Here is a 25,145-nt window from a genome sequence, read left to right on the forward strand (position 1 = left end):
GCTCTGCGGGACGGTAGGCCAAGGGTATGAGGCCGCTGGTCGGTGTGGCGGCCTGCGTCGAAACCCGCTCCAGGCGTTGCGGGGCGGCGCAGGCGGTGATGGGTCAGACCACTTCCGGTACGTTGAGGATGGTCAGCAGGACCTGGGTGTGTTCGGCGGCATCCAGGCCCAGGCTGGTCAGGTAACCGCCGTCGGCCTGGCTGATCAGGCCTTTATCGTGCAGACGTTTGGCCGCGGCGATGGCAGCGGGGGTGGCCGTGTGGTGAACCTTGATGCCCTCCTGGGTGTTGCCCAGATTGAACAGCGCGAGAATTTCCAGTTCGGCAAGCAACTCGGGGGTAAAGGCCATAAGTACTCCTGCTTCTTGTTTTGGTGAGCCGTGGCCCGGTGGCCGACGGCGGAAGCGGTGTGCGGCATTCGGTGAAGCTGCTGCACCCAGTCCAGGCAGTGTAGTGAAGCCCGGCCTAATCTGCCGCCACTCGATGCTGCCAGAAGTCGCATGGCGCGGGTTAAAAATTTTTCTGGTGGGCCATCCATGGCCGCCACCCTGCGGGCCGTCGCTTCGCGACGTTAAAAATCGCGGCAGAGGGTTGTGCTAATCCTGGCCGGGCAGTTCCGGCAGAGCGCGCAGGCCCTGCTCGTAGCGGGCGGCGTCGAAGGGGCGGTCGTCGCGCAGCATGGCGTCGATTTCGTCGGCCAGGACCAGGGCCATCAGCTGGAGGATTTCCTCGCGCTCATAGCCCACCAGCAGCAGCTTGTTCAGCACCGCCTGGACAAAAGCCGGCTCGCCGGCTTCCAGCTGGTTTTCCACCGCCTGGATCAGGGTCGCTTCGGCGAAGCGTTCTTCGCTGTCGTCATCTTCGTGCACGGGGTTCTCCAGATTAGGGGATGGGTGCCTGTTCATAGAAACGCTCGGTCAGGGCTTTGCCGTGCTGCTTGCTGAGCAGCCTGCGCAGCGTGCCGTCGGCAATCATGGCCTGCACATGCTGGAGCAGCCAGTCGATGCTGGCTTGGTCCAGGGTACGCCGCGAGAGGTACAGGCCGACGCCGAAAGCATCCGATTCCGGCACCTGAATAATCCGCAGTTGCTCGCCCAGGGCCAGATCATCCAGCTCCTTCTGGTAGACCCCGGCGGTCATCACCGTGGCCTGAATGCGCCCAGCCTGCAGCTTGAGGAACAGATTGTGCGCGGTGGGCGACAGCTGGATGCGCTGCTGGGCATAGAGTGGTGCCAGGCGTTGGTCGAAGTAGGGGCCGCTGGAGTGGCCGCGGATCAGGCCGATCTTGATGCTCGGGTCGGCCAGCAACTGGGCCAGCGAGTCGATCCCGGCAGTGTGCCTGCGGTCGATCAGGATATCGTTGCGGTTCTTGAAGTATTCGACGAACACACCCTGTCGATCGCGCTCGGCGGTGCGGATGGTCGGCGAGACGATATCCAGATGCTGCAGGTCGGCCTCATGCCAGGCGCGCATGCGCGGCAGTGGCCGGAGCTGGAAGGTGCAGCCGCTGCGTTGCCCCAGCTCCTGGTAGAAATCGAAGGATGAGCCCGCCGGCGTGCCGTCGTCCAGCAGGTAGTAGCTGTAGCCGATCTGCGAGATGCCCACACGGTAAGCGTGCGAGCAGTTGCTGGCGGCCTGGGTCGCGCCGCTGAGCAACAGCAGGCAGAACAGAAGCACGATGGCGGGCATGGCAACTCTTGGTTGAGTGCGGGGAATGGGGCTGGTTGCATAGACCGGCCCCGTTTACGCAGTGGGCTAGCGGCTGGCCAGCAGTTCGCGACCGCGCTGCGCCGCGGCGCGTACCTGGTTCGGCGCGGTACCGCCGATGTGATCGCGGGCATTCACCGAGCCTTCCAGGGTCAGCACGGCGAACACGTCCTGCTCGATCTGGTCGCTGAACTGGCGCAGTTCGTCCAGGCTCATCTCGGCCAGGTCCTTGCCGTTGTCGACGCCGTATTTCACCGCGTGGCCGACGATCTCGTGGCAGTCGCGGAACGGCAGGCCCTTGCGCACCAGGTAGTCGGCAAGGTCGGTGGCGGTGGAGAAACCGCGCAGCGCCGCCTCGCGCATGATCGCGTGCTTGGGCTTGATCGCCGGGATCATGTCGGCGAACGCGCGCAGCGAGTCGCGCAGGGTGTCGGCAGCGTCGAACAACGGTTCCTTGTCTTCCTGGTTGTCCTTGTTGTAAGCCAGCGGCTGGCCCTTCATCAGGGTCAGCAGGCCGGTCAGGGCACCGAATACCCGGCCGGTCTTGCCGCGCACCAGCTCGGGCACGTCGGGGTTCTTCTTCTGCGGCATGATCGAGCTGCCGGTGCAGAAGCGGTCGGGCAGGTCGATAAACTGGAACTGCGCGCTGGTCCACAGCACCAGCTCTTCGGAGAAGCGCGACAGGTGCATCATGGCGATGGCGGCGGCGGCGCAGAATTCGATGGCGAAATCGCGATCCGACACCCCGTCCAGGGAGTTGCCGCCCACGGCGTCGAAGCCCAGCAACTGAGCGGTAACTTCGCGCTGAATCGGGTAGGTGGTGCCGGCCAGCGCGGCGCTGCCGAGTGGCATGCGGTTGGTGCGCTTGCGGCAATCGACCAGGCGTTCATAGTCGCGGCTGAGCATCTCGAACCAGGCCAGCAGATGGTGGCCGAAGGTCACCGGCTGGGCGGTCTGCAGGTGGGTGAAGCCGGGCATGATGGTCGCCGCTTCGCGTTCGGCCTGCTCCAGCAGACCCTGCTGCAGGCGGGTGATTTCGCTGAGGATCAGGTCGATCTCGTCGCGCAGCCACAGGCGGATATCGGTGGCCACCTGGTCGTTGCGCGAACGGCCGGTGTGCAGCTTCTTGCCGGTGACGCCGATGCGATCGGTAAGGCGCGCCTCGATGTTCATGTGCACGTCTTCCAGGTCGACGCGCCAGTCGAACTGGCCGGCCTCGATTTCGCCCTGGATCTGGGTCAGGCCGTCAATGATGCTGTCGCGCTCGGCGTCACTCAGCACGCCGACCTTGGCCAGCATGGTCGCGTGGGCGATCGAACCCATGATGTCGTGGCGATACAGGCGCTTGTCGAATTCGACCGAGGCGGTAAAGCGGGCGACGAAGGCGTCAACGGGTTCGCTGAAGCGGCCGCCCCAGGATTGATTGGTTTTTTCAGTGCTCATGGGCTTCACTCGGCTGGTGCGCTAAAGCGCGCTGGCTGCCTTGCAGCCAGCAAGGCGGAAAATTGTGCGGATAATAACAGGGCTAACGAGCATGCCACGAGAGGCATGCCGAATATGCAAGCCGTCGCCGCGCGGCTTCGTCGGCCGGTCCGCGCCCGGGCTCTGCTGCCTGCGTCACAGTTTGAGCGGCGGCGACGCATCTCGGCGCTTTATTTTGCCCGGCCGGGGCTGTCTATCTTGCCGCTGGGCCGGGCTACGCGGAAACTGCGCCGATGAAAACAACAATACCCACGCCCACCGCGACACCCCTCGATGATTTCTTCGTACCCGAGCTGTGTCAGCCCGATGCGCTGTTGAGCATGGTCCTGCTGGCCGAGCTGCTGGTGCTGGTGCTGGTGCTCTCGGAGCCCATGCTGCCCGGTTTCGACTGGGTGCGGCTGGCCCTGACTTCGCTGTTCGTGCAATGGAACGTGCTGCTCTCGGCCGCCCTGCTCTGTCGGTTGCGGCCGTTAATGGCGCGCATGCGCGTGGCCGTGGCCGGTGTGCTGTGCTGCGCCATCGTGGTCGGTCTGACCCTGATCTGTACCGCGGTGGCCGAGTACTACCAGCTGGGCGGGCCGTTGCCGCGCACCGGCGAGGTCAACCTGTACCTGCGCCATGCGCTGATCAGCCTGATCATGTCGGCGTTGCTGCTACGCTATTTCTATCTGCAGAGCCAATGGCGCCGGCAGGAACAGGCCGAGTTGCGCGCGCGCATCGAGTCGTTGCAGGCGCGCATCCGTCCGCACTTCCTGTTCAACAGCCTGAACAGCATCGCCAGCCTGGTGGTAGTCGATCCGCACAAGGCCGAGCAGGCGGTGCTGGACCTGTCCGACCTGTTCCGCGCCAGCCTGGCCAAGCCCGGCAGCCTGGTGCCCTGGTGTGAGGAGCTGGAGCTGGCGCAGCGATATTTGTCGATCGAGCGCTATCGTCTTGGCGAGCGGCTACAGTTGCAGTGGGAGATAGTCGACGTACCGGAGGATTTGCCCATTCCACAGCTGACCTTGCAGCCCTTGCTGGAGAACGCCCTGATCTACGGCATACAGCCGCGCATCGAGGGAGGGCTGGTGCGCGTCGACGCGAGCTATCAGGAGGGCGTCTTCCAGCTGTGCGTGAGCAACCCCTACGAACAACCGGATGCGCCGCAGGTTTCTCGAGGGACCCAGCAGGCGCTGAATAATATTGATGCGCGGCTGGTGGCACTTTTCGGACCGCGGGCCAGTCTCAGCGTAGAGCGCCGTGACGGCCGCCACTTCACTTGTCTACGCTATCCTTGTGCGAGACCCCTGCAGGAAGCCAGTGCATTATGAATGTCCTGATTGTCGATGACGAACCCCTGGCCCGTGAGCGCCTGAGCCGAATGGTGGGCGAACTCGAGGGTTACCGTGTGCTTGAACCCTCGGCCAGCAACGGCGAAGAGGCGCTGAGCCTGATCGATAGCCTGAAGCCCGACGTAGTGCTGCTGGATATTCGCATGCCGGGGTTGGATGGCCTGCAGGTGGCGGCCCGGCTCTGCGAACGCGAAGCGCCGCCGGCGGTGATCTTCTGTACCGCCCATGACGAATTTGCCCTGGAGGCGTTCAAGGTCAGCGCGGTGGGTTATCTGGTCAAACCGGTGCGCGCGGAAAGCCTCAGCGAGGCGCTGAAGAAAGCCGAGCGCCCCAACCGCGTGCAGCTGGCGGCCCTGACCCGGCCCGCCGGCGAGAGTGGCGGCGGGCCGCGCAGTCATATCAGCGCGCGCACCCGCAAGGGTATCGAGCTGATTCCCCTGGATCAGGTGATCTACTTTATCGCCGACCACAAGTACGTGACCCTGCGCCACGTCGGCGGCGAGGTGCTGCTGGATGAACCGCTGAAAGCCCTGGAAGACGAATTCGGCGAGCGCTTCGTGCGCATCCACCGCAACGCCCTGGTCGCCCGCGAGCGTATCGAACGCCTGCAGCGCACGCCCCTGGGGCACTTCCAGCTGTACCTCAAGGGTCTGGGCGAGGAGGCGCTGATCGTCAGTCGCCGGCATGTGGCCGGGGTACGCAAGCTGATGCATCACCTCTGAGGCTGAGCGGGCAACCCGGATGACTCCGGGTCGCAGGCCTGATGTGAGCCAGCCTGTTATTATTCCCGGCAATCCGTTTTCTGGAATTGCCCATGTCCCGCGAAATTCGTATCGCCACCCGTAAAAGCGCCCTGGCCCTTTGGCAGGCCGAGCATGTCAAGGCGCGCCTGGAACAGGCCCATCCCGGCCTGATCGTCAGCCTGGTACCCATGGTCAGTCGCGGCGACAAGCTGCTCGATGCGCCGCTGGCGAAAATCGGCGGCAAGGGCTTGTTCGTCAAGGAACTGGAAACCGCCCTGCTCGAAGGCCAGGCCGATATCGCCGTGCATTCGATGAAGGATGTGCCCATGGACTTCCCCGAAGGCCTGGGTCTGTACTGCATCTGCGAACGCGAGGACCCGCGCGACGCCTTTGTCTCCAACACCTTTGCCAGCCTCGATGCACTGCCGCCCGGCAGCGTGGTCGGCACTTCCAGCCTGCGCCGCCAGGCCCAGCTGCTGGCGCGTCGGCCGGACCTGAAAATCCAGTTCCTGCGTGGCAACGTCAACACCCGCCTGGCCAAGCTGGATGCCGGCGAGTACGACGCCATCATCCTCGCCGCCGCGGGCCTGATTCGCCTCGGTTTCGAAGCGCGCATCCGCTCCTCGATCAGCGCCGAGGACAGTCTGCCGGCCGGTGGCCAGGGCGCGGTGGGTATCGAATGCCGCAGCGCCGATAGCGAAATCCAGGCCCTGCTCGCCCCTTTGCATCACCGCGATACCGCGTTGCGGGTCAGCGCCGAGCGTGCCTTGAACAAACATCTGAATGGCGGCTGTCAGGTGCCGATCGCCTGCTACGCGGTGCTGGAAGGCGAGCAGCTGTGGTTGCGTGGCCTGGTCGGCCAGCCGGATGGCGGTTTGCTGCTGCGGGCGGAAAACCGTGCGCCGGCGGCGCAGGCCGAGCAGCTGGGCGTGCAGGTGGCCGAGGCGCTGCTGGCCCAGGGCGCGGCGGCTATTCTGCAGGCCGTGTATGGCGAGGCCGCTGACGAGTGAACGCCTGGCGGCTGTTGCTGACCCGGCCGGCCGAGGAATCGGCGGAACTGGCGGCGACCCTGGCGGCCCGCGGCATCTATAGCAGCAGCCTGCCGCTGCTGCGCATCGAGGCCCTGACGGAAAGCGTCGAGCAGCGTGCCGTCCTGCTCGAGCTACAGCGCTACTGCGCGGTGATCGTGGTGAGCAAACCGGCGGCGCGGCTGGCCCTGGCCCTGCTTGATCGCTATCAGGCCGAGCAGCCCTGGTTCAGTGTCGGTGCCGCCACGGCGCGGATTCTGCGTGAGCATGGCCTGCGCGTGTATTACCCCGAGCAGGGCGACGACAGCGAGGCCCTGCTCGCCCTGCCGCAGCTGCAGCAGGCGCTGACTGCGGCCGTTGCCCCGCAGGTGTTGATCCTGCGGGGCGAGGGTGGCCGAGAGTTACTCGCCGACTGCTTGCGCGGCCAAGGCGCGCGGGTTGACTATCTGTCACTGTACCGCCGGCTATTGCCGGAGTACCCGCCGGCGACGCTGCCCCAGCGCATCGCCGCCGAACGACTGAATGGCCTGGTGGTCAGCAGCGGGCAGGGTTTTACCCATTTGCACGAGCTGGCCGGCCACGACTGGCCACGACTGGCTCGTCTACCCTTGTTTGTACCCAGCCCACGGGTGGCCGACATGGCCCGTGCGGCCGGTGCGCAATTTGTTGTGGACTGTCGCGGCGCGAATGCCGCGGCCTTGCTGGCGGCGTTGCAGGCGCAACCTGCCCCCGACCTCTGATGCAAAGGATGGATACGTGAGCGAAGCGACTACCCCGAACGAACAGGAACCAACCGCTGTGGACGCGTCTGCCGCCAAGCCGGTGCCGCCGGCCAAGCCGACATCCCGCGGCAACGCCCTGGCTGCCGTGGCCTTGTTGGTGGGGGCCGCCGGTGTGGCGGTGGGCGGATGGAGCGTCTGGCAGGTGCGCGCGCTGGACCTGCGTGACCAGCAGCAACTGGGCCAGCTGCAACAGACCCGCGAGCAGACCGATGGCCTGGTGGCCAAGACCCGGGCCCTGGACAGTCGCTTGCAGCAATTGCCGCCGCCGGCCGAGCTGGACGGCCAGCGCCGCCTGCTGAGTCAGTTGCAGGGCGACCAGCAGCTGCTCAACCAGCGCCTGGAAAGCCTGCTGGGGGCCAGTCGCCAGGACTGGCGACTGGCCGAAGCCGAGCATCTGCTGCGCCTGGCCAGCCTGCGCCTGTCGGCGCTGCAGGACATCAACAGCGCCCTGGCGCTGGTCGAGGGGGCCGACGAGATTCTGCACAGCCAGGATGACCCGGCGGCCTTCGCCGCTCGCGAGCAGTTGGCGAAGAGCCTGGAGGCGCTGCGTGGCAGCTTCGACCCGGATCGTACCGGGTTGTTTCTGCAGCTTGGCGCACTGCGCGATCAGGCCGCGCAGCTCGAGGCCCTGCCGCCAAGCTTTGTCGGCGATGGTGAAGGGGGCGCGCTGAGCGAGCTGGCCGCCGCGGGCGAGCCGCAGAGCTGGTGGGTGCGCGGGCTGGAAACCCTGGCGCAGTACGTGCGTCTGGATTTCAGTGCCGATCAGAATATTCGCCCTCTGCTGGCCGGGCAGGCGCTGTCGCAGGTGCGCCTGGCCCTGAGCATGAGCTTCGAGCAGGCGCAGTGGGCCGCTCTGCATGGCCATACCGCGGTCTACCGGCAGGCCCTGCGCCAGGCCCGGGATGTGCTGGCCAGCCACTTCAATGCGGAAAATCCGGACAGCCGTGCGCTGGCGGCGCGGATCGACGAGTTGCTGGAGCGGCCTATCGAGGTCAAGGTGCCTGACCTGAGCGCCAGCCTCAATGCGATCCAGGCCTATATCGCCAGCAAGCAGTCGGCCCGTGCCCAGTTCGAGGCCGACAGTGCGGTCGAAGTCGAAGTCGAAGTCGAAGTCGAAGTCGAGTCGGCCGAGCAGGAGCCGCGCCCATGAAACGCCTCTATCTGCTTCTCCTGATACTGGCGGCGATAGTCGGCCTGACGCTGCTGGGCCTGGCCATCGCGCAGCATCAGGGTTATGTGCTGCTGGCCTACAAGGGCTTTCGTTTCGAGTCCAGCCTGTGGGCCTTCGTCGGTCTGCTGCTGGTGCTCTGGTTGCTGCTGCACGGGCTGCGCCTGTTGCTGCGGTTCGCCCTGACCTCGGCCGGCCTGGTCAATCCCTGGTCGGGTCTGCATCATCGCCGGCGGACGCGCCTGGCCGCCGAGCTGGGCTTTGTCGATCTGGCCGAGGGCCATTGGACGCGCGCCCTGCGCCATTTGCGCCGCGCCGCCGAGAGTGCGCCGCAGCCCCTGATGTATTACCTCGGCGCGGCGCGGGCGGCGCAGCAACTGGGCCAGCATGAGGACAGCGATGCGCTGCTGGAGCGCGCGCTCGAGCGTCAGCCCAAGGCCGAGCTGGCGGTGGCCCTGACCCACGCCGAGCTGCAACTGGCACGGGGCCAGGCCGAGGCTGCCCGGGACACCCTGGAGGCCATGCGCGAGCGCTATCCGCAGCAGCATCAGGTGCTGCTGCGCTTGCAACAGCTGTATCTGCAGCAGCAGGACTGGTCGGGCCTGCTGGGGCTGTTGCCGGAACTGCGCAAGCAGCGGCTGCTCGGCGACGCCACCCTGAGCGAGCTGGAGCGGCAGGCCTGGCGCGGTCGCCTGGCGAGTATCGGCCAGGCGACCGAGGACAGCCACGAAGAGCGGCTGGAGGCGCTGGCCAAGGTCTGGCAGCAACTGTCCACGGCGCAGCGCCAGGAGGCGGATATGCTCGCGGCCTATGTCGAGCAGCTGCGTCATCTGGGTGCCGAGGCGGATGCCGAAGCCTTGCTCCAGGCCGCCCTGAAACGTCAGTACGACAGTCATCTGGTGCGCCTCTACGGCTTGCTGCATGGACGCGATGCCGCCCGTCAGCTGCAGGTGGCCGAAGGCCTGTTGCAGGCTCACCCACAGGATGCCGGGCTGTTGCTGACCTTGGGCCGCCTGTGCGCGCACAATCAGCTATGGGGCAAGGCGCGCGGCTATCTCGAGAGCAGCCTGACCTTCGAGCGGCACCCGGAAACCTGCGCCGAGCTGGCCCGTCTGCTGGCCCAGCTGGGTGAGGTCGAGGCGAGCAACCGCCTGTTTCAGGACGGCCTGGGCCTGCTGGACCGTCGCCTGGCCGGCTAAGCCGGGCTGTTCCGCGGCAGAGCGAATAAGGTTATCGGCCCTGTTGCGGGGGAATGCTTTACAGTGGTGCCGGCTGTTCGAGGGTGCAGTCATCCGGTTGTCTTCGAGAGCTGGATGGTGCGCATGGATGCGCGCATGATGCTTACAAGCGGGCGCACACCAGTAGGTCAGGCGTGGAGCTGGGGTCGGTTGCCCTGAGCTTTTACAGGCCGCTTGCGTCGTGCGCGCGCGACTGGGGACGAGTTAAACGCTTGTATGAAATTTTCTCCAGGGCTGTCTTGAAGGCTCAGGCGGGCGGGCATAATCTGGCTCGCAGGTACCGCCGGAAAGTTGCCGTTCCACGGTTTTCTTCCCAAGCCCCTGGGCCAATCGACAGAAAAATGTCTCGACCAGGCGAACAACACTAATAGCAATAGGGAAGTGAGGTCATCATGCTCGAGAGTTGTCAGAACGCCCAGGAACGTTGGGGTGGAGTTCACCTGCTGATCGACCGCTGGCTGCAAGAACGTAAAGAGTTGGTGGACGCCTATGCGGCCATCAACAGTTCGCCGCAAGCGCCGAGTGCCAACGCCGAGACGCTGCAGAAATTCTGCGAAATCCTCGTCGACTACGTGTCGGCCGGCCACTTCGAGGTCTACGAACAGCTGACCAACGAAGCCAAGGCATTCGGCGATCAGCGTGGTCTGGAACTGGCCAAGCAGATTTACCCGCGTATCGAAGTGATCACCGAAGTGGCATTGGCCTTCAACGACCGTTGCGACAATGGCGACTGCCATGATTCGGGGTCGCTGATCGATGAGCTGGGGCACCTCGGGCAGTTGCTGCATGAGCGCTTCGAGCTGGAGGACTGCCTGATCGAAGTCCTGCACAATGCCCATCAAGAGCAGGCCGCGCCCGTTATCTGATATGTCTGCATCGGTAGGTTGGACTTTGCCTCGCTCAAGCCAGGCTGGAGCGGTCCGCCTGCGTGGCCGGGCTCCTAGTCCCGGGTGTTGAGCAGCTCCAGTTCGAACACCAGGGGCGAGTACGGCGGGATCAGATCCCCCGCGCCTTCTGCGCCGTAGGCCTCGGCGGATGGAATAACCAGCCGCCAATGGGCCCCGACCGGCATCTCCTGTAGGGCACTGCGCCAGCCGGCAATCACGCTGGGCAGGCTAAACCACTGGGGTGTCCGACTCTCGTCAAACTGACTACCGTCCGCCAGTTGACCGCTGTAGCGCACCTGCACGCGGCTTTCGGCCTGGGGTTTTGCCCCTTTACCTGGGCGCAGCTCCTGTACCAGCACACCCTTGTCCAGCTCCCGCACCCCGGCCTTGGCTTTTTCCTTGGCGAGGAAGCGCCGCTCCGCCGCCATGGCCCTGTCGCGCAGCGCCGGGACGTCGGCCAGCTGGGCTTCATGGGCGGCGAGCAGGCTGTCGATGCGTTCGCCATCCAGGGCCAGGGGCTCGTTGCGATAGGCCTGGCGCAGGCCGTCGAGCAGGGCTTGCAGGTGCAGCTGCGGGACTTCCTCGCGCAGTCGTTCGCCCAGACGCACGCCCAGGCTGTAGGCCAGGTCTTGTGAGTCTTCCTGCGCCTGCGCGAGGGGCGCGAGCAGGCACAGCAGTAGCAGCGAAATTCGCGGCATGGACATTCTCCGAGCAAGGTTGCGCTGATTATGCCTGCTAGCTCGGTGGGCGAGGTAGCGACGCAGCCGCGAGGAGGGCTAGTATGAGTGGCATCTTCACTCGCCAGGAGGCGCGTTATGTCGGCTACAAAGAACGCAAAGAAAAAGTCGGTCAGTACCCCGCTGCATTTGCTTCAGCAGCTGTCCAGCAGCCTGCTCGAACATCTGGAAGATGCCTGCAGTCGGGCCTTGATCGAGGCCGAGAAGCTGCTCGCCAAGCTGGAGAAGCAGCGCGGCAAAGCCCAGGAAAAACTGCACAAGGCGCGCAGCAAGCTGCAGGATGCCGCCGTAGCCGGCAAGTCCAAGGCCCAGGCCAAAGCCAAGGACGCAGTGACCGAACTCGAAGAGCTGCTGGATGCGCTCAAGGCGCGTCAAACCGAAACCCGCAGCTATATTGCCGAGCTCAAGCGTGATGCCCAGGAAAGCCTGAGGCTGGCCCAGGGCGTGGGCAAGGTCAAGGAGGCCGTGAGCAAGGCGCTGGACACACGTGCGGCCAAGGCCGCGAGGGTCGCCCCGGTGGCCAAACCGGCGGTGGCCAAGGCCCCGGCCAAGCCTGCCGCGAGCAAGGTCGCTGCCAAGCCGGCCCCAGCGACCAAAGCTGCAGCAAAACCTGCGACTAAGGCTCCGACTCGGGCTGCAGCAAAACCTGCGGCCAAGGCTCCGACTCGGGCTGTGGCAAAACCTGCGGCCAAGGCTCCGGCTCGGGCAGCGGCCAAACCTGCGGCCAAGGCTCCGACTCGGGCAGCGGCCAAACCTGCGGCCAAGGCTCCGGCTCGGGCAGCGGCCAAGCCTGTGGCCAAGGCCCCAGCCAAGGCTGCGGCCAGCACCACGGCGAAGCAGCCTGCTGCTAGCGCGAGTGCCAAACCGGCAGCCAAACCGGCGGCTAAGCCTGCGGTAAAAGCCGCCGCCCAGCCGGCCGCGAGCAAGGCTCCTGCGACCAAGGCAGCCAGTAAACCGGCTACCAAACCTGCAGCCAAACCGGCGGTGAAAAAGCCGGCTGCGCCTGCCAAACCCGCTGTCGCCCCCGTCGCTCCCACCGCGGCAACCAGCAGCGACAACACCAGCACCGCGCCAAGCGCGTCCTAAGTCAGGGGCGGTCCGCCGCGTCGCGCAGCACCTGCAGCGCGGCGGGCTCGGCGGCGGGAGTGAGCTGCTCCAGCCAGCAGCCCGGTTGCGCGGCCTCTGCACTGGGCCAGTCGCGGCTGTGCAGGGCCAGGCGCTGCAGCAGTTCGCGCTCGGCTTGCAGTTCGAGCGCTTTGACCTCTTCGCGCAAGCGCGCCAGGCTCGGGTCGACCTGTGCGGCGCTGCGCCAACCCTGGCGCAACTGCCGCAACGGCGTCACCACCTGCGCTTGCCAGGGCTGGGCGATGCTGTGTAATGCCGTGATGCGTTGCGCCGTGCAGGGCACCCTGCGCGCCTCGCACCAGAGTGCGCAGAGCAGCAGGCAGACATCCGCGCCCTGGGCCTGCAACTGCAGGCAGGCGGCTTCGACGCCGGGACGTTGGTAGAGCTCTTCGGCAAATGGCCACAGGTCAGGGTACATGGTGCTTTCCGCGTAACTGTTAGGCGACTCTGGTAGACTCCGCCGCCATTATGATTCGACTCCAGAACCTCACTTTACAGCGTGGCCCTCAGCGTCTGCTAGAAGACGCCGAGATGACCCTGCACCCCGGCCATAAAGCCGGCCTGATCGGTGCCAATGGTGCCGGCAAATCCAGTCTGTTTGCTCTGCTACGCGGCGAACTCAGCGCGGACGCGGGCGACTGCCTGATCCCCGCCGACTGGCGCATTGCCCATATGCGCCAGGAGATCGACGCGGTCGAGCGCCAGGCGGTGGACTATGTGCTCGACGGCGATCTGCAGTTGCGCAAGGTACAGGCCGAGCTGGCGGTGGCCGAGGCCGCCCACGATGGCGCGGCCATCGCCCGCCTGCACACCGAGCTGGACAACCTCGATGGCTACTCGGCCGATGCCCGCGCGCGCAAGCTGCTCGCCGGTCTGGGTTTCGACAGCGCGCAGATGGACCGCCGCGTCGGCGACTTCTCCGGTGGCTGGCGCATGCGCCTGAACCTGGCCCAGGCGCTGATGTGCCCGTCCGATCTGTTGTTGCTCGACGAGCCGACCAACCACCTGGATCTGGATGCGATCCTCTGGCTGGAAGGTTGGTTGCAGAGCTACCCCGGCACCCTGCTGCTGATTTCCCACGACCGTGATTTTCTCGATGCGGTGGTCGACCACGTCGCCCATGTCGAACAGCGCAAGCTGACCCTCTATCGCGGCGGCTATTCGGCCTTCGAACGCACCCGTGCCGAGCGTCTGGCTCAGCAGCAGCAGGCCTACGAGAAGCAGCAGGCGCAACGCGCCCATATGGAAAAGTACATCGCCCGCTTCAAGGCCCAGGCGACCAAGGCCCGGCAGGCGCAGAGCCGGATCAAGGCCCTGGAGCGCATGGAGGAGCTGTCGGCTGCGCATGTCGACTCGCCGTTCGATTTCAGCTTCCGCGAAGCCGACAAGATATCCAGCCCGCTGCTGGACCTGAGCGAAGGCCGTCTCGGTTACGGCGACAAGGTGGTGCTGGAGCAGGTCAAGCTGCAGCTCACCCCTGGCGCACGCCTGGGCCTGCTCGGCCCCAACGGTGCCGGTAAATCGACCCTGATCAAGAACCTCGCGGCTGAGCTGCAGCCCATCAGCGGCCGCTTGCAGCGTGGCGAGAACCTGGTGGTGGGCTACTTCGCCCAGCATCAGCTCGATGCCCTGGACGACAAGGCCAGCCCCTTGCTGCACTTCCAGCGCCTGGCCCCCACCGAGCGCGAGCAGACCCTGCGCGATTTCCTCGGCGGCTTCGACTTCCGCGGTCCGCGCTGCGACGAGCCGGTGCTGAATTTCTCTGGTGGCGAAAAAGCCCGTCTGGCCCTGGCCCTGATCGCCTGGGGCAAGCCCAACCTGCTGTTGCTGGATGAGCCGACCAACCACCTCGACTTGGAAATGCGCCTGGCCCTGACCATGGCCCTGCAGGAGTTCAGCGGCGCGGTGGTGGTGGTATCCCACGATCGCCACCTGCTCAAGAGCACCACCGACGAGTTCCTCCTGGTGGCCGATGGGCGGGTGCAGCCGTTCGACGGCGACCTGGAAGACTACGCCCGCTGGCTGGTGGATTACCGCGTGCGTCAGGCCGCGCCGAGCAACGCCGAGAGCAACCTGGACAGGACCGACAAGCGCGCCCAGCGCCAGGTCGCGGCGGCGCTGCGTCAGCAGTTGGCCCCGCACAAGCGCGAAGCCGACAAGCTGGAAAAGGAGTTGGGGCAGTTGCATGGCCAGCTCGCGGCCGTGGAGCAGCGTCTGGGCGACAGTGCCATCTATGAAGCGGCGCGCAAGGACGAGCTGCGCGATGCCCTGGCCGAGCAGGCCAGGCTGAAAAGCCGCGAGGCCGATCTGGAAGAGCGCTGGATGCTGGCCCTGGAAACCCTCGAGGCCTTGCAGGCAGAGTTGGAGGCCGCCAGTTGAACCTCGAATGGCCCGCTGGCGAATGGCTGCTCGCCTACAGCGAACCCTTGATCCGCGGCGCTCAGGTGCTGCTGATCCTGTTGCTCGCCTGGTTGCTCCAGCGCCTGCTGGCGCGCGGCTTGAACCGTCTGGCCGGGCGCTACCCGCAGTTGCCGCTGGAGGTCCTGTGGCCCCTGCGCGGTGCGCTGCGCTGGTTGATCATGGGCAGCGCCTTTATGCTGGTGCTGGAGCGCCTGGGCGTCTCCGCCCAGGTACTGTGGACGGCGCTGACCGGCTTTGTCGCGGTGGCGGCGGTGGCCTTCTTCGCCATCTGGAGTGTGCTATCCAACCTGTTCTGCGCGCTGCTGATCGTGACCCTGACGCCGTTTCGCATCGGCGACTGCGTGGAAGTGATCGAAAGTGCCGACAAGCCCGGGGTCATAGGCCGGGTGCTGTCGATCAATCTGTTCTACACCACCCTCGAAGACCTCAGCGGCGATGCCCCGGGGTGCTGGGTGCAGGTGCCCAATAGTTTGTTCTTCCAGAAAGCCGTGCGCCGCTGGCGCAATGGCGAACTCCCCGTCGCGCGCAAACTCGAGATTTAACCATGATGGAATGGCTGGCCAACCCCGAACTCTGGGTCGCTTTTCTGACCCTGACTGCCCTGGAAATCGTCCTCGGCATCGACAACATCATCTTTATCTCGATCCTGGTCAGCCGTCTGCCCAAGCATCAGCAGCCCAAGGCACGCTTCTTCGGGCTGGCCCTGGCGATGGGCACGCGGATCCTGCTGCTGCTGTCGATCAGCTGGGTGATGCGCCTGACCAACGACCTGTTCCACGTCTTCGGTGAAGGTTTCTCCGGGCGCGACCTGATTCTGTTCTTCGGCGGTCTGTTCCTGCTGTTCAAGAGCACCGCGGAGATCTACCACAGCTTGGAGGGCGAGGAAGAGGGGCAGGCTGCCGGCGGCAAGGCCTACGGCTTTATGGGCATCATCGTGCAGATCGCCATCATCGATATCGTCTTCTCCCTCGACTCGGTGATCACCGCGGTCGGGCTGGTGGACAACGTGCCGGTGATGGTCGCGGCCATCGTCATCTCGGTGATCGTGATGATGCTTTCGGCGGGCACCATCAGCGATTTCATCGACAAACACCCGAGCCTGAAGATGCTCGCCCTGTCGTTCCTGATCGTGGTCGGCACGGTGCTGATCGCCGAAGCCTTCGACGTGCATGTGCCCAAGGGTTACGTGTACTTCGCCATGGCCTTCTCGCTGGCGGTGGAAGCCATCAATATCCGTATGCGTACGGCCCGCGCCCGGGCGCGCAAGGAAGAGATGGAGCCGGTGCACTTGCGCAAGGGTTCGCCGGACTGAACGTCCTGCTGGGCGCAGTCAACGACAAGGGGTAGGCTAAGGCCTGCCCCTTTTTTATCGATCTGTTTGAGGTATCGCCATGGCACTGGAAACCTGGCTCGCGTTCTTCGTCGCCTGTTGGATCATCAGCCTGTCGCCGGGGGCCGGGGCGATTGCCTCGATGTCTGCGGGATTGCAGTACGGCTTTCTGCGCGGCTACTGGAACGCCCTGGGTCTGCAACTGGGCCTGGCCCTGCAGATCGTTATCGTCGCCGCCGGCGTCGGGGCGATTCTGGCGGCTTCGGAGCTGGCCTTCAGCCTGATCAAGTGGTTTGGCGTGGTCTATCTGGTGTATCTCGGCTACCGGCAGTGGCAGGCGCTGCCCAGCGACATGGCGGCACCCGCCGAGCGCCCCATCGGCCGGCCGCTGACCCTGGTGCTGCGCGGCTTTCTGGTCAACTTCAGCAACCCCAAGGCCATCGTCTTCATGCTCGCGGTGCTGCCGCAGTTTCTCAACCCGCAGGCCCCGCTGCTGAGCCAGTACCTGGTGATGGGCGTGACCATGATCTGCGTCGACCTGATCGTCATGGCCGGCTACACCGGCCTGGCGGCGCGGCTGCTGCGGGCGCTGCGTTCGCCGCGGCAGCAGCGCATCATGAACCGCACCTTCGGTGCCCTGTTCGTCGGTGCCGCCGCGTTGTTGGCCACGGTGCGGCGCGCGCCGGTCTGAGACGCTGAGCCAGCCAAGGGGGCAGCAACCATGCGCGTGTGGATAGATGCCGACGCTTGCCCCAGGGCGGCCAAGGATCAGTTGGTCAAGTTCGCTCTCAAGCGTCGTTTCGAGGTGCTGCTGGTGGCCGGTCAGGCCCAGGTCAAGCCGGCCTATAGCTGTGTGCGGCTGATTGTGGTGCCCAGCGGCCCGGACGCCGCCGACGACTACCTGGTCGAGCACGCCCTGCCCGGCGAACTGGTGATCTGCAGCGATGTGCCGCTGGCCGACCGCCTGGTGAAGAAAGGCGTGGCCGCCCTCGACCCGCGCGGCCGCGAGTTCGATGAGCGCAATATGGGCGACAAGCTGGCGGTGCGTAATCTGTTTACCGAGCTGCGCGAGCAGGGCCAGGTCGGTGGCGGCCAGCCCCCTTATGGCGAACGCGACAAGCAGGCCTTTGCCAATGCCCTGGATCGCATTCTGACCCGCTTGCAGCGCCAGGCCGGCGGCTAACGCCTAGCCGCATAGATAGGTGCCGGTACCCACCGCCACCAGGGTGCCGTCGTCGCTGTGCAATTCGCTGCGTACCACTGCCACCTTGTTGCCCGAGCGCAGCAGCACCGCCGTGGCGGTAAAGCGCTGGCCGCGTCCGGGGCGCAGGTAGTCGATGCGCAGGTCGATGGTGCCGAGCTTGGACAGGCGCGTCATGCGTTCGCTGCTTGCCAGGTGCTGGTGCTTGTCGAACGCGCCGATCAGGGCCATGGCCCCGCCGGCCACATCCAGCAGCGAGGAGATCACCCCGCCATGCAGGATGCCGTGGACGAAGTTGCCGATCAGCTCCGGTTTCATCGGCAGGTGCATGGTTACCCGTTCCAGGCTCAGCTCGTCGAGTTCGATGCCGAGCATCCGGTTGAACGGAATCCGTTGGAAAAAGCCGCTGACTGCCTGCTGCAGTTCGGCATCGAGCACGCTGGGTGGGTGAGTCATGGGGGCTGAGCCTGGGCGAGTGTCAGAGCAAACTGCCGCATGCCGTCCGGTTTGACCAGAGGCGCGGCCGGTGTGCCGCGCCGATTGGCAGGAACGGACTAGGGTTCAAATGTCGCAAACATGTAGGAGCACGCCATGCGTGCGAATCGCCGGCATGGCGGAGTGCCGCCCAGCCGCTCCTACACGCCATGGCTAACGGCGCATGGGGCCCCATGACAAATGACCTGTGTCACGACACTAGTCGTGGTGGGCCAACTCCAGTACCCGGTCGACCAGCTTGTTGATCCCCGAGGCCGCCTCGCTGATCGACTGGGCGAGCATATAGGCCGGGGTGCTGACCAGTTTGCGCTGATGGTCTTCGACGATTTCGCTGACTTCGCACTCATGGTGGACCGCGCCCATCTGGGTCATGGCCGCGGCGGTGTCGTGGTCGTTGCCGATGGTGCAGATCACCCCGCTGCCGAAGATCTTCGCCGCCAGGGCCGGCGCGATGCAGATCAGGCCGACTGGCTTGCCGGCCTTGACGAAGGCCTGAGCGGCGCTCAGTACGTCGGCCTGCACCGTGCAGCCTGCGCCGCTGATGGCGAAGTCGGAGAGGTTCTTCGCCACGCCGAAGCCGCCGGGCATGATCAGCGCGTCGAAATCGCCGACATGCAGTTCCTTGACGTCCTTGATCTGGCCGCGGGCGATGCGCGCCGACTCCACCAGTACGTTGCGCGTCTCGTTCATCTCGTCGCCGCTGTAATGATCGACCACATGCAGTTGCGGCACGTTGGGGGCATAGCACTGCACCTGGGCACCGCGCTGGTCGAGACGCAGCAGGGTGATCACGCTTTCATGGATTTCCGCGCCGTCGTAGACACCACAGCCGGAAAGAATCACCGCGACTTTTTTGTTCATCAAATACTCCTGAAATGCCGAGCCGTACCGGATTGAATCCTGTTCTTGTCTGTCGCCATATGCCCCCCAGTTTGGCATGGTGCGCCGCGAGGGCACTGGGGGCCAACGGCTAGAATTCTCTTAGCAATCCTAGCCGTACAACGCTCTGGCGACACTATGAATTACATCCTCTACGCCGTACCTTTTTTCTTTGTGCTGATCGCCCTGGAACTGCTGGCCGATCGCTGGCGCGGGGTCAGCAGTTACCGTCTGGCCGACGCCATCAACAGCCTCAGCGCCGGTGTCCTGTCGACCACCGCGGGTCTGCTGACCCGGGTCGTCGGTCTGTTCGTCTACACCCTGGCCTGGCAGCAGCTGGCGCTGTTCGAACTGTCCGCCGAACCACTCTGGGTCTGGCTGCTGGCCTTCGTCTTCTACGACTTCTGCTACTACTGGAACCACCGCCTGGGGCATGAGCGCAATGTGCTGTGGGCGGCCCATTCGGTGCATCACCAGAGCGAGGATTACAACCTCTCCACCGCCCTGCGCCAGACCAGCACCGGCTTTATCTTCGGCTGGATCTTCTATCTGCCCATGGCCCTGATCGGGGTGCCGCCGCTGGTGTTTCTGACGGTGGCGGCGCTCAACCTGCTCTACCAGTTCTGGGTGCATACCCGGCATATTCCCAAGCTGGGCTGGTTCGAGTGGCTGTTTGTCTCGCCGTCCAACCACCGGGTGCACCATGCGCAGAATGCTATGTATATGGATCGCAATTACGGCGGCGTGTTCATTTTCTGGGACAGGTTGTTCGACACCTTTCAGGAGGAGCTGGACGCCGAGCCGGTGATCTTCGGCGTGACCACGCCGCTGGCCAGCTGGAACCCGCTGTGGGCCAATGCGCAGTTCTATGTGGCCCTGTGGCGCGATGCGCTGCGCGCCGAGTCCTGGTGGGACAGGTTGCGCATCTGGTTTATGCCCACCGGCTGGAGGCCGGCCGATGTGGCGGCCAGGTACCCGCAGGTAAAGCCCGATCTCAGCCAGTTCGTCAAATTCGAAGTACCGCTGAGCCGCGGCCAGCAAGCTTACGCCGCCGCCCAGTTCAGTCTCTATGTGCTCGCCGGTACCGGTCTGCTGGCGCTGGCTGCCGAGCTGAGCACGGCGGCACTGCTGCTGGGGCTGGCCTGGATGGCCGGCGGCCTGTACGTGATAGGTGCCTGGCTGGAAAACCGCCCGACGGCCAGGCGTCTGGAGCTGTTGCGCCTGGCGTTCAATCTGCCGGCGGTCTGGCTGGCCCTGCAACTCGGGCTGCTGCCGGCGCAATCGCTAGTCTGGCCGCTGCTGCTGGGTTACAGCCTGCTCAGCCTGGTGACATTGTCCCGCACGTCAGGTGAAGCGCGCGCGGTAGCGGCCTGAATCCGGCGTCTCAGAAGGCGGCGTAGCGCGCGGCTACCCTGTCGGCGGCACAGCCGTGGCGGTCCGCGGGGGCGGCTGAAATAAAGGCGCTGCCCGAGGCGTGCCGCGCTATGCCGCGGATTTTTCCCCCGCTATTCTGGATCCGCTTGCGGCAAGCGGTCGCAGCGCTGTCGTGTGCCGTCATACTTTGGTCATAATGACCGCTTATAACTGTCACACTCGCCCGTCGACCCGGGCTCTGGAGTCTGCCGTGAGCTTTACCCCCGCCAATCGTCTGTTCCCCGCCACCCGCCTGCGCCGTAATCGCCGCGATGAGTTTTCCCGGCGGCTGGTGCGCGAGAACCGTTTGAGCGTCGATGACCTGATCCTGCCGGTATTCGTCCTCGACGGCGAAAACCGCCGCGAGGCCATTGCCTCGATGCCCGGCGTCGAGCGTCTGTCCATCGACCTGCTGCTGCAGGAAGCGGAGCGCTGGGTGGCCCTGGGCATTCCCGCCCTGGCGCTGTTCCCGGTGACGCCGCTGGAGAAGAAATCGCTATTGGCTGAGGAGGCCTGGAATCCGGACGGTATCGCCCAGCGTGCGATTCGTGCCCTGCGCGCCAGATTCCCCGAGCTGGGAGTGATCAGCGACGTGGCCCTCGACCCGTTCACCACCCATGGCCAGGACGGCATTCTCGACGACGACGGCTATGTGCAGAACGACATCACCGTCGATGCCCTGGTCAAACAGGCCCTGTCCCATGCCGCGGCCGGTGCCCAGGTGGTCGCCCCGTCAGACATGATGGACGGCCGCGTGCAGGCGATTCGCGAGGCTCTGGAGCTGGCCGATCACGGCAACGTGCGGATCATGGCCTACTCGGCCAAGTACGCCAGCGCCTACTACGGCCCGTTCCGCGATGCGGTGGGCTCGGCCGCCAACCTGGGCAAGGCCAACAAGGCCAGCTACCAGATGGACCCGGCCAACGGCGACGAGGCGCTGCATGAGGTGGCTGCCGATCTGGCCGAAGGTGCGGACATGGTCATGGTCAAGCCGGGCATGCCCTATCTGGACATCCTCTGGCGGGTCAAGGCGGAATTCAAGGTGCCGACCTTTGTCTATCAGGTCAGTGGCGAGTACGCCATGCATATGGCCGCCATCCAGAACGGCTGGCTGGGCGAGGCGGTGATCCTCGAATCGCTGACCGCCTTCAAACGCGCGGGTGCCGATGGCATCCTGACTTATTTCGCCGTACGTGCGGCAGAACTGCTCAAACAGGGGCAATGACGCCCCCGGGACATTTGCGATGAACACCGAAGGACTCAGTAACAGCGAACTGCAGGACGCCCAGCCGGTCGTCGACGAGGCCGTGGCCGTGGAGGCCCCGCCGGTCGAAAGCGTGGCCCCGGTGCCCGCACCGGCACCCGCAGCGCCGGCCCCGGCGGTGATTCCGAACCTGGACGACAGCAGCCTGTATATTCACCGCGAATTGTCCCAGCTGAAGTTCAATATCCGCGTGCTGGAGCAGGCGCTGGATGAGTCCTATCCGCTGCTGGAACGGCTGAAGTTCCTGCTGATTTTCTCCAGCAACCTCGACGAGTTTTTCGAGATTCGCGTTGCCGGCCTGAAGAAGCAGATCAACTTCGCCCGCGAACAGGCCGGGCCCGACGGCCTGCAGCCGCACCAGGCGTTGGCTCGGGTGGCCGAGCTGGCGCATGAGCAGGTGGAGCGCCAGTACGCCATCCTCAACGACACCCTGTTTCCGGCGCTGGCCAAGCACAACATCAACTTTATCCGCCGACGTTTCTGGAACACCAAGCTCAAGGCCTGGGTGCGCCGCTACTTCCGCGACGAGATCGCGCCGATCATCACCCCCATCGGTCTCGACCCGACCCACCCGTTCCCCTTGCTGGTGAACAAGAGCCTGAACTTTATCGTCGAGCTGGAAGGTATCGACGCCTTCGGTCGCGATTCGGGGCTGGCGATTATTCCGGCCCCGCGTCTGTTGCCGCGGATCATCAAGGTCCCGGAAGACGTCGGCGGTCCCGGCGACAACTACGTGTTCCTCTCCTCGATGATCCACGCCCATGCCGACGACCTGTTCCAGGGCATGAAGGTCAAGGGCTGCTACCAGTTCCGCCTGACCCGCAACGCCGACCTGTCGGTGGACACCGAGGACGTCGAAGACTTGGCCCGCGCCCTGCGCGGCGAGCTGTTCAGTCGCCGCTACGGCGATGCGGTGCGCCTGGAGGTGGTCGACACCTGCCCGCGGCCGCTGCTCGATTACCTGCTCAAGCAGTTCAACCTGAGCGAGAGCGAGCTGTACCGGGTCAACGGTCCGGTTAACCTGACCCGGCTGTTCAGCATCACCGGCCTGGAAAGTCATCCGGAACTGCAGTACACGCCGTTTACCCCGGTGATCCCCAAGCTGCTGCAGAACGCCGAGAACATCTTCAGTGTGGTCAGCAAGCAGGACATCCTCCTGCTGCATCCGTTCGAGTCCTTCACCCCGGTGGTCGACCTGCTGCGTCAGGCGGCGAAAGACCCCCATGTGCTGGCGATCAAGCAGACCCTGTACCGCAGCGGGGCCAACTCGGAAATCGTCGACGCCCTGGTCGAGGCGGCGCGCAACGGCAAGGAGGTCACCGCGGTGATCGAGCTGCGCGCGCGTTTCGACGAGGAGTCCAACCTGGCCCTGGCCAGCCGCCTGCAGGCGGCCGGTGCGGTGGTGATCTATGGCGTGGTGGGCTACAAGACCCACGCCAAGATGATGTTGATCCTGCGCCGCGAGAGTGGCGATATCGTCCGCTACGCGCACCTCGGCACCGGCAACTACCACGCCGGCAACGCCAGGCTGTACACCGACTACAGCCTGCTCACCGCCGACGTGGCGCTGTGCGAGGACGTCTCCAAACTGTTCAGCCAGCTGATCGGCATGGGCAAGACCCTGCGCATGAAGAAGCTGCTGCATGCGCCCTTCACCCTGAAGAAGACCCTGCTCGATATGATCGCCCGCGAGACCGCGTTGGCGGCCGAGGGCAAGCCGGCGCATATCATCGCCAAGTTCAACTCGCTGACCGATCCGAAGATCATCCGCGCGCTGTACAAAGCCAGCCAGACCGGGGTCAAGATCGACCTGGTGGTGCGCGGCATGTGCTGCCTGCGCCCGGGCATCGCCGGGGTGTCGCACAATATCCAGGTGCGCTCGATCATCGGCCGCTTCCTCGAGCACACCCGGGTGTTCTACTTCCTTAACGGCGGCGAGGAGAAGATCTACCTGTCCAGCGCCGACTGGATGGAGCGCAACCTCGACAAGCGGGTCGAGACCTGCTTCCCGGTGGAAGGCAAGAAGCTGATTCTGCGAGTGAAGAAGGAGCTGGAGGTCTATCTGACCGACAACACCCACAGCTGGGTGTTGCAGTCGGACGGTCGCTACCTGCGCAGCAGCCCGACGGGCAATCAGAACCCGCGCAGCGCCCAGGCCGGGCTGCTGGACAAGCTGACGGTGCCGCTGGTCAGCGCCCGCTAAAAAATGGCTGGGCGTTATTTTTAACGTCGCGTAGCGACGGCCCGTAGGGTGGCCGCCATGGATGGCTGGCCATAAGAAAGACTGCTGGCAACCCTCTGCCGTTTCCGGGGGAGGGCCGCGGAAGGGCGGCAGAGGGGTGTGAGCGTCAGCGCACGCTGAGTTCGATACCGATGCGCTTGAGCCATTCCGCTTCCTGGGTGAAGTCCGCCTGGGTCAGCGGGTTGGCGGCCAGCCAGTCCTGCGGAAAGGCGATTTCCAGGCGCTGCTGACTGGCCTTGAGCTGCACTTCGGGCATTTCCTGGCTGCCACGGATATGGTGGAACAGGATGGCGAAGCGTAGCAGCACGCACAGGCGCATCAGCTTGATGCCTTCCTCGCCGAAGGCGGCGAACTTGTCCTTGGGAATATTGCGTCGATGGCCACGCACCAGCAGTGCCAGCATCTGCTGGTCCTGGCGCGAGAAGCCGGACAGGTCGGAGTGCTCGACCAGGTAGGCTCCGTGCTTGTGGTACTGGTAGTGGGCGATATCCAGGCCCACCTCGTGCACCTTGGCCGCCCAGCTGAGCAGCTCGCGGTGCCAGTCGTCGTTCAGGGCCCAGTCGCCCGCCACCTTGTCGAGGGCCGAGAGCGCCTTGCTTTCGACCCGTGCGGCCTGTTCCAGGTCGACGTGGTAACGCTCCATCAGCGAGCCCAGGGTGCGCTCGCGCACGTCTTCATGCTGATGACGGCCGAGCAGGTCGTAGAGCACGCCTTCGCGCAGCGCCCCTTCGGAATGGCTCATGCGCTGGATATCGCAGGCGTCGAAGATGGCCTCGAGAATCGCCAGGCCGGCGGGGAAGATGCCGCGGCGATCTGGCTTGATCCCGTCGAGGTCGAGCTTGTCCGCCTCGCCCAGCTTGAACACCTTGCGCTTGAGCCAGGCCAGACCTTCGGCATTGACCTCGCCGGTGCCGAGGCCGGCGGCCTGGATGGTCAGGCCGATGGCCTTGATGGTGCCCGAGGCCCCCACCGCATCTTCCCAGCCGAGGCGGCGCAGGCCGTGCTCGATGCCCATGATTTCCAGGCGCGCTGCGGTATAGGCCTGGGCGTAACGCGCCGGGGTGATCTTGCCGTCCTTGAAGAAACGCTGGGTAAAGCTGACGCACCCCATCTGCAGGCTTTCGCGCAGCAGCGGCTCGAAGCGCTGGCCGATGACGAATTCGGTGCTGCCGCCGCCGATATCGGCGACCAGGCGTTTGCCCGGGGTGTCGGCGATGCTGTGGGACACGCCGAGGTAGATCAGGCGAGCTTCTTCGCGCCCGGAGATGACTTCCACCGGGTGGCCGAGAATGGCCTCGGCGCGCTGGATAAATACATCGCGGTTGCGCGCCTCGCGCAGGGCATTGGTGCCGACGATGCGCACCGCGCCTTCCGGCAGGCTGCTGGTCAGCTGGGCGAAGCGGCGCAGGCAGTCGAGGCCGCGCTGCATGGCTTCCTCGTTGAGCAGGCGGGCCTCGTCGATACCGGCGGCCAGCTGCACCTTGTCGCCGAGGCGCTCGAGGATGCGGATCTCGCCATGGTCGGCTTTGGCCAGCACCATGTGGAAGCTGTTGGAGCCCAGGTCGATGGCTGCAATCAAGGGAAAGGACTCGGCAGGGGTATGCGGCATGGCGGAGACATCTCGATGCGGAACCCGGCCATCCTGCCACGATCATCCGGCCTCGCCAACGCAT

General features: G+C 65.2%; 25 protein-coding genes. 16 read left to right on the forward strand and 9 right to left on the reverse strand.

Going from position 1 to position 25,145, the window contains the following annotated elements; genetic code table 11:
• Positions 1–103: 103 nt before the first annotated feature.
• The 4 genes from AACY13_RS15040 to argH form a co-directional block, all read right to left on the reverse strand.
• Positions 104–349, reverse strand: a complete 246-nt coding sequence (locus AACY13_RS15040; RefSeq protein WP_339462395.1) for a TIGR02647 family protein — start codon at positions 347–349, stop codon at positions 104–106.
• Between the two features lie 246 nt (positions 350–595).
• Positions 596–904, reverse strand: a complete 309-nt coding sequence (locus AACY13_RS15045) for a hypothetical protein (RefSeq protein WP_339462396.1) — start codon at positions 902–904, stop codon at positions 596–598.
• Positions 882–1,688 carry a substrate-binding periplasmic protein gene (locus AACY13_RS15050; RefSeq protein WP_339462397.1) on the reverse strand — a complete coding sequence of 269 codons (807 nt, stop codon included), beginning with the start codon at positions 1,686–1,688 and terminating at the stop codon, positions 882–884. Before AACY13_RS15050 ends, AACY13_RS15045 begins: the two co-directional genes overlap by 23 nt.
• A 66-nt stretch (positions 1,689–1,754) precedes the next feature.
• On the reverse strand, positions 1,755–3,149 hold the full coding sequence (gene argH / locus AACY13_RS15055) for an argininosuccinate lyase (protein WP_339462398.1): 1,395 nt from the start codon (positions 3,147–3,149) through the stop codon (positions 1,755–1,757).
• A 272-nt stretch (positions 3,150–3,421) separates the two neighbouring features.
• Here argH and AACY13_RS15060 point away from each other — a divergent pair, with 272 nt between their 5' ends.
• From AACY13_RS15060 to rsd, 7 genes are all read left to right on the forward strand, one after another.
• Positions 3,422–4,498: a sensor histidine kinase gene (locus AACY13_RS15060; RefSeq protein WP_339462399.1), complete on the forward strand. Its 1,077-nt coding sequence runs from the start codon at positions 3,422–3,424 to the stop codon at positions 4,496–4,498.
• Positions 4,495–5,241, forward strand: a complete 747-nt coding sequence (locus tag AACY13_RS15065; RefSeq protein ID WP_339462400.1) for a LytR/AlgR family response regulator transcription factor — start codon at positions 4,495–4,497, stop codon at positions 5,239–5,241. Before AACY13_RS15060 ends, AACY13_RS15065 begins: the two co-directional genes overlap by 4 nt.
• Positions 5,242–5,333: 92 nt before the next feature.
• Complete coding sequence (hemC, locus tag AACY13_RS15070; RefSeq protein WP_339462401.1) at positions 5,334–6,272, forward strand: hydroxymethylbilane synthase; 939 nt, start codon at positions 5,334–5,336, stop codon at positions 6,270–6,272.
• Positions 6,269–7,030 (forward strand): uroporphyrinogen-III synthase, encoded by a 762-nt coding sequence (locus tag AACY13_RS15075; protein ID WP_339462402.1) that lies wholly within the window; start codon positions 6,269–6,271, stop codon positions 7,028–7,030. The genes hemC and AACY13_RS15075 overlap by 4 nt, the downstream gene beginning before the upstream one ends.
• 16 nt (positions 7,031–7,046) lie before the next feature.
• Positions 7,047–8,222 carry a uroporphyrinogen-III C-methyltransferase gene (locus tag AACY13_RS15080; protein WP_339462403.1) on the forward strand — a complete coding sequence of 392 codons (1,176 nt, stop codon included), beginning with the start codon at positions 7,047–7,049 and terminating at the stop codon, positions 8,220–8,222.
• Positions 8,219–9,439 carry a heme biosynthesis HemY N-terminal domain-containing protein gene (locus AACY13_RS15085; RefSeq protein WP_339462404.1) on the forward strand — a complete coding sequence of 407 codons (1,221 nt, stop codon included), beginning with the start codon at positions 8,219–8,221 and terminating at the stop codon, positions 9,437–9,439. Before AACY13_RS15080 ends, AACY13_RS15085 begins: the two co-directional genes overlap by 4 nt.
• Positions 9,440–9,870: 431 nt before the next feature.
• Positions 9,871–10,344 (forward strand): sigma D regulator, encoded by a 474-nt coding sequence (gene rsd / locus AACY13_RS15090; RefSeq protein WP_339462405.1) that lies wholly within the window; start codon positions 9,871–9,873, stop codon positions 10,342–10,344.
• Between the two features lie 74 nt (positions 10,345–10,418).
• Here rsd and AACY13_RS15095 read toward each other — a convergent pair whose 3' ends face one another.
• The gene (locus tag AACY13_RS15095; RefSeq protein WP_445262581.1) at positions 10,419–11,063 is read right to left on the reverse strand and encodes an FKBP-type peptidyl-prolyl cis-trans isomerase; all 645 of its coding nucleotides are present in this window, start codon (positions 11,061–11,063) and stop codon (positions 10,419–10,421) included.
• 117 nt (positions 11,064–11,180) lie between these two features.
• Here AACY13_RS15095 and AACY13_RS15100 point away from each other — a divergent pair, with 117 nt between their 5' ends.
• Entirely contained in the window at positions 11,181–12,188 is a 1,008-nt protein-coding gene (locus AACY13_RS15100; protein ID WP_339462407.1) for an AlgP family protein, read from the forward strand.
• Position 12,189: 1 nt separating this feature from the next.
• On the opposite strand, the gene AACY13_RS15105 is transcribed toward AACY13_RS15100, so the two are convergent.
• Positions 12,190–12,645 carry a TIGR02444 family protein gene (locus AACY13_RS15105; RefSeq protein ID WP_339462408.1) on the reverse strand — a complete coding sequence of 152 codons (456 nt, stop codon included), beginning with the start codon at positions 12,643–12,645 and terminating at the stop codon, positions 12,190–12,192.
• 50 nt (positions 12,646–12,695) lie between these two features.
• Between AACY13_RS15105 and AACY13_RS15110 the strand changes: the two genes are divergently transcribed.
• From AACY13_RS15110 to AACY13_RS15130, 5 genes are all read left to right on the forward strand, one after another.
• Positions 12,696–14,606 (forward strand): ATP-binding cassette domain-containing protein, encoded by a 1,911-nt coding sequence (locus AACY13_RS15110; RefSeq protein ID WP_339462409.1) that lies wholly within the window; start codon positions 12,696–12,698, stop codon positions 14,604–14,606.
• Positions 14,603–15,190 carry a mechanosensitive ion channel family protein gene (locus tag AACY13_RS15115; protein WP_339462410.1) on the forward strand — a complete coding sequence of 196 codons (588 nt, stop codon included), beginning with the start codon at positions 14,603–14,605 and terminating at the stop codon, positions 15,188–15,190. Before AACY13_RS15110 ends, AACY13_RS15115 begins: the two co-directional genes overlap by 4 nt.
• A 5-nt stretch (positions 15,191–15,195) precedes the next feature.
• Positions 15,196–15,960: a TerC family protein gene (locus AACY13_RS15120; protein ID WP_339462684.1), complete on the forward strand. Its 765-nt coding sequence runs from the start codon at positions 15,196–15,198 to the stop codon at positions 15,958–15,960.
• Between the two features lie 79 nt (positions 15,961–16,039).
• Positions 16,040–16,669, forward strand: a complete 630-nt coding sequence (gene rhtB / locus AACY13_RS15125; protein ID WP_339462411.1) for a homoserine/homoserine lactone efflux protein — start codon at positions 16,040–16,042, stop codon at positions 16,667–16,669.
• A gap of 30 nt (positions 16,670–16,699) precedes the next feature.
• The gene (locus tag AACY13_RS15130) at positions 16,700–17,161 is read left to right on the forward strand and encodes a YaiI/YqxD family protein (RefSeq protein ID WP_339462412.1); all 462 of its coding nucleotides are present in this window, start codon (positions 16,700–16,702) and stop codon (positions 17,159–17,161) included.
• Positions 17,162–17,164: 3 nt separating this feature from the next.
• Here the strand turns inward: AACY13_RS15130 and AACY13_RS15135 are convergent, their stop codons facing one another.
• Positions 17,165–17,635, reverse strand: a complete 471-nt coding sequence (locus tag AACY13_RS15135) for a thioesterase family protein (RefSeq protein ID WP_339462413.1) — start codon at positions 17,633–17,635, stop codon at positions 17,165–17,167.
• A 237-nt stretch (positions 17,636–17,872) separates the two neighbouring features.
• Positions 17,873–18,535: an isoprenoid biosynthesis glyoxalase ElbB gene (gene elbB, locus AACY13_RS15140; RefSeq protein ID WP_339462414.1), complete on the reverse strand. Its 663-nt coding sequence runs from the start codon at positions 18,533–18,535 to the stop codon at positions 17,873–17,875.
• A gap of 156 nt (positions 18,536–18,691) precedes the next feature.
• Here elbB and AACY13_RS15145 point away from each other — a divergent pair, with 156 nt between their 5' ends.
• The 3 genes from AACY13_RS15145 (at position 18,692) to ppk1 (ending at position 23,433) form a co-directional block, all read left to right on the forward strand.
• Complete coding sequence (locus AACY13_RS15145; RefSeq protein WP_339462415.1) at positions 18,692–19,927, forward strand: sterol desaturase family protein; 1,236 nt, start codon at positions 18,692–18,694, stop codon at positions 19,925–19,927.
• A 250-nt stretch (positions 19,928–20,177) separates the two neighbouring features.
• On the forward strand, positions 20,178–21,191 hold the full coding sequence (gene hemB, locus AACY13_RS15150; RefSeq protein WP_339462416.1) for a porphobilinogen synthase: 1,014 nt from the start codon (positions 20,178–20,180) through the stop codon (positions 21,189–21,191).
• A gap of 19 nt (positions 21,192–21,210) precedes the next feature.
• On the forward strand, positions 21,211–23,433 hold the full coding sequence (ppk1, locus tag AACY13_RS15155) for a polyphosphate kinase 1 (RefSeq protein ID WP_339462417.1): 2,223 nt from the start codon (positions 21,211–21,213) through the stop codon (positions 23,431–23,433).
• 145 nt (positions 23,434–23,578) lie between these two features.
• Here ppk1 and ppx read toward each other — a convergent pair whose 3' ends face one another.
• Positions 23,579–25,081 (reverse strand): exopolyphosphatase, encoded by a 1,503-nt coding sequence (gene ppx / locus AACY13_RS15160; RefSeq protein ID WP_339462418.1) that lies wholly within the window; start codon positions 25,079–25,081, stop codon positions 23,579–23,581.
• Positions 25,082–25,145 lie beyond the last annotated feature (64 nt).

The organism is Pseudomonas sp. EA_105y_Pfl2_R69 (assembly GCF_963970915.1).
Lineage (GTDB): Bacteria > Pseudomonadota > Gammaproteobacteria > Pseudomonadales > Pseudomonadaceae > Aquipseudomonas.